Consider the following 3,125-nt stretch of genomic DNA (forward strand, 5'->3'; position numbering starts at 1 on the left):
AAACACCCATCTTCTTCGCAAACGCACGAACCGATAGACCCTTACGATTCTTCTTATCCATAGTTTCTCCTTGCCTTCTTCTCTGCCATAAGAAGTAAGAGTTTACTGTGTTACGAATGATTGACAATCGGGTATAATCGGGTATATATTCCGGTATGAAAACAGATACACTCCAAATTACACAAGAATTGTTGGCTCTCATTACTGAGATTGATGAGTTCAAAGGGGCATGGCGCGCTCTTGCTACTCTTGCACCTGAGCGATTGAACGCCCTTCGCCATATTGCTACTGTTGAAAGTATTGGATCTTCTACACGCATTGAAGGGAGTAAGTTAACAGACCGCGAAATCGAACAGCTTTTGGTAAACTTAGAAATTAAACGTTTCAAGAGTCGTGATGAACAAGAAGTTATCGGTTATGCCAAGGTTATGGAAACAATCTTTCAATCTTGGAGTGATATTTCTATTACTGAAAATCATATTAAACAACTTCATCGTGATCTTTTGTGTAATAGTGAGAAAGATCAACGACATCGAGGTGAATATAAGACTTTACGCAATGATGTAGCAGCATTTAATTCTCAAGGGAAAATGGTTGGCATTGTTTTTGAAACAGCTACACCATTTGATACACCATACCGAATGCAAGAGCTTATTACTTGGTTCAATAAAACCAATGAATTAAAGGATCTTCATCCTTTACTTACGATTGGTATTTTTAATGTAACATTTTTAGCTATTCATCCTTTTCAAGATGGAAATGGACGTTTAAGCCGTATCTTAACCACCCTTCTTTTGTTACAAAAAGGTTATGTTTATGTACCATATTCATCACTTGAAAGCATTATTGAGAATAATAAAGAAAGCTATTACTTAGCTTTAAATCAAACTCAAAAAACAATTTATACTAAAACACCCAATTGGGAGCCTTGGATACTCTTTTTTTTACGTGCTCTACAAAAACAAAAACGCCAATTAGAAATAAAAATAGAGAGTGAAAAAAATGCTCTTTTTTCCTTATCTGAATTGGCTCTTAATATTCTTGATTATGTGCGTAATCACGGACGTGTTACAACCCGCGATATGGTGCGTGAGGTTGGTGCAAGCGCTAATACACTTAAAGTAACTTTTACATCATTAGTTGAAAAAGGTCTTTTGATACGTCATGGTGGTGGACGATCAACTTGGTATAGTGCACCTTAATTTTATTGCCGTCTTAACCACCTCCCCGCCTAAAAGACGAGGAGATAAAATTATGTTGTAGGTCTAAGCTACTTTTGCAATCGGGTTCTCCAAAGTAGGAACATAGGCTCGCAACAAAGAATCCATGCTATGCGGTAGTTCTGAATCTCCAAAATTTGTAATCATTGCCAAAATTCTGAGTGCATTTGGTGATTCATCTTGAAGTTTTAAAATCAAAACCTTTTCTACCAGACTCATGATGTCAACCAAAGCAGTACATTCTTTGTCGTTAATATTTTCATCATTAGAAAATTGAAACAACGCTATCCACAAATCGCATAAGAAGTCGACACTGGTGTTCATTGTACACCTCCATGGATTTGTTCTCTCAAACATGCCAATCCTCTGGATGTAATTTTTGTTGAAGGGAGCACTTTTTCTGTACCATCAGGTCTTTGAATGGTAATAGCAGGACAATCCATAAATCCTTTCTTGATCTTGTCCTGATAAGGTAACAGTGGCGCCCCTGGAGCACGCCGATACACCCAATCATGTTTACGCAAGTAATCAGTTAAATCCTTTGGTCTTACTTCCAACATCTTTGCTGCTTCTATCAAACCAAACAAACCATCAGAGCGTTTTAAACCTTCCAAAGCCTCTGCTTTTGGAGCTAATTTAGCAATGATATTGTCTTTCCGCTCGTTTTCATCTTTTAAATGCGTTAAGACACCAAGCATTACTGCTGGACTGGAGTAGTCAATCGATTGAACATAGGATTGCTTTATCTCGCCCCTACGCCATGCAACAAATAATTTAATAAGCATATAACGGACTTGAGAAGATTTTTCTGTATTCGATAATGTCGCAATCAATAACGTCTGCTCTTCGTTAAGCCAATATTCTGTTACGTTATTGCCCTTTATTACGTGCGCCACAGTGGCGCACCTCCCAAACCGTTCTATTTCTTGCATATTTCTTGTAATTAATTTTCTAACGTCACGTGTACGAACAAACCCTAATTTTTCTGCTAAATCCACATCGCGAACACGAGGCTCGTTTTCGACTTCTCGTAATTTGATTAATTTGTCTTTATTGATAGGTAAGTATGTGCTATTATTCATTGTAATTGACCTCTTTCAGGTTAGTTAGATGTAAAGCGTTAGAGAGAGTTTTTGCGGACTTATGCTCTAGCGCTTTTTCTTTTTTGAGAATGTTAATTATTTCAGATGAAAGAGAGCGATCATTCTCAGTCGCCCGATTAAACAACCACTCCTTTAATGTATGTGGCATATTTATTTTATATTGGATCGTTTTCATTTTACCTCCATATGCACATATTTAGTACCATAAAGGTACCTTGTGTCAAGTGTATTTTAGGTATATTTTAGGTGCATGACAAAAAAAGATCGTGTGCAATTTAAATTTCTCATTCCAATTGAACTGAAAAATCAATTGGAAGAGCTTGCTGAGGCAAATCATCGTAGCCTTACGGGGGAAATTCTTGCTCGTTTAGAAGATTCTGTCCGCACTACCGTTACATTAAATCACCTGCTGGCAATGAATTCAGAAGATCTCAAAAAGCTCCTTGAACAACTACTCGTGAATAAAAAACAATAAGATGCCACACATAGCCCCCTCAGAACGCTTTAAGCCTTCAAGCGCTTCTGCTTTTGGTGCTAATTCTGCAATAACATGATCTTTCTGCTCTATTTGACTTTGTAAGTGATTCAAAACACCAAGTAATGCCTCCGGTTTAGAGTAGTCAACTTGTGGTGTGGCTACCTGTTTTTCCAATTCTTGCCAGCGGTCAATGATTTTGGCTCGTAAAGCAGTGCTGTAACCAGAAACAAGAATTAAACATTCACGTTTGGGTAAATTATAACAAGGGCGTGTTTTTCCTTGTTCATCAATATAACTGCTTAAAAACTTAGCCGGCTCAAATTT

Annotated in this window: 5 protein-coding genes and 1 pseudogene; 2 read left to right on the forward strand and 4 right to left on the reverse strand. The window is 37.4% G+C overall.

Annotated elements, in window-relative coordinates; all coding sequences use genetic code 11:
* Positions 1 to 155: 155 nt before the first annotated feature.
* Positions 156 to 1,202: a Fic family protein gene (locus ACFINW_RS09660; RefSeq protein ID WP_375641120.1), complete on the forward strand. Its 1,047-nt coding sequence runs from the start codon at positions 156 to 158 to the stop codon at positions 1,200 to 1,202.
* Positions 1,203 to 1,265: 63 nt separating this feature from the next.
* On the opposite strand, the gene ACFINW_RS09665 is transcribed toward ACFINW_RS09660, so the two are convergent.
* The 3 genes from ACFINW_RS09665 to ACFINW_RS09675 are packed head-to-tail and all read right to left on the reverse strand — an operon-like array spanning position 1,266 to position 2,498.
* Positions 1,266 to 1,544, reverse strand: coding sequence for a hypothetical protein (locus ACFINW_RS09665; RefSeq protein WP_375641119.1), 279 nt, complete (start codon positions 1,542 to 1,544; stop codon positions 1,266 to 1,268).
* Positions 1,541 to 2,302 carry a phage antirepressor KilAC domain-containing protein gene (locus ACFINW_RS09670; RefSeq protein WP_375621793.1) on the reverse strand — a complete coding sequence of 254 codons (762 nt, stop codon included), beginning with the start codon at positions 2,300 to 2,302 and terminating at the stop codon, positions 1,541 to 1,543. Before ACFINW_RS09670 ends, ACFINW_RS09665 begins: the two co-directional genes overlap by 4 nt.
* Positions 2,295 to 2,498: an Arc family DNA-binding protein gene (locus tag ACFINW_RS09675; protein ID WP_004859798.1), complete on the reverse strand. Its 204-nt coding sequence runs from the start codon at positions 2,496 to 2,498 to the stop codon at positions 2,295 to 2,297. The genes ACFINW_RS09670 and ACFINW_RS09675 overlap by 8 nt, the downstream gene beginning before the upstream one ends.
* Positions 2,499 to 2,573: 75 nt before the next feature.
* Between ACFINW_RS09675 and ACFINW_RS09680 the strand changes: the two genes are divergently transcribed.
* Complete coding sequence (locus ACFINW_RS09680; protein ID WP_375612370.1) at positions 2,574 to 2,798, forward strand: Arc family DNA-binding protein; 225 nt, start codon at positions 2,574 to 2,576, stop codon at positions 2,796 to 2,798.
* Between the two features lie 15 nt (positions 2,799 to 2,813).
* Here ACFINW_RS09680 and ACFINW_RS09685 read toward each other — a convergent pair.
* Positions 2,814 to 3,125 (reverse strand): annotated as a pseudogene (locus ACFINW_RS09685) (Rha family transcriptional regulator); the annotation flags it as partial.

Origin of the sequence: Bartonella sp. AA18HLJMS (genome assembly GCF_042197245.1) — a bacterium.
Taxonomy (GTDB): Bacteria; Pseudomonadota; Alphaproteobacteria; order Rhizobiales; family Rhizobiaceae; genus Bartonella.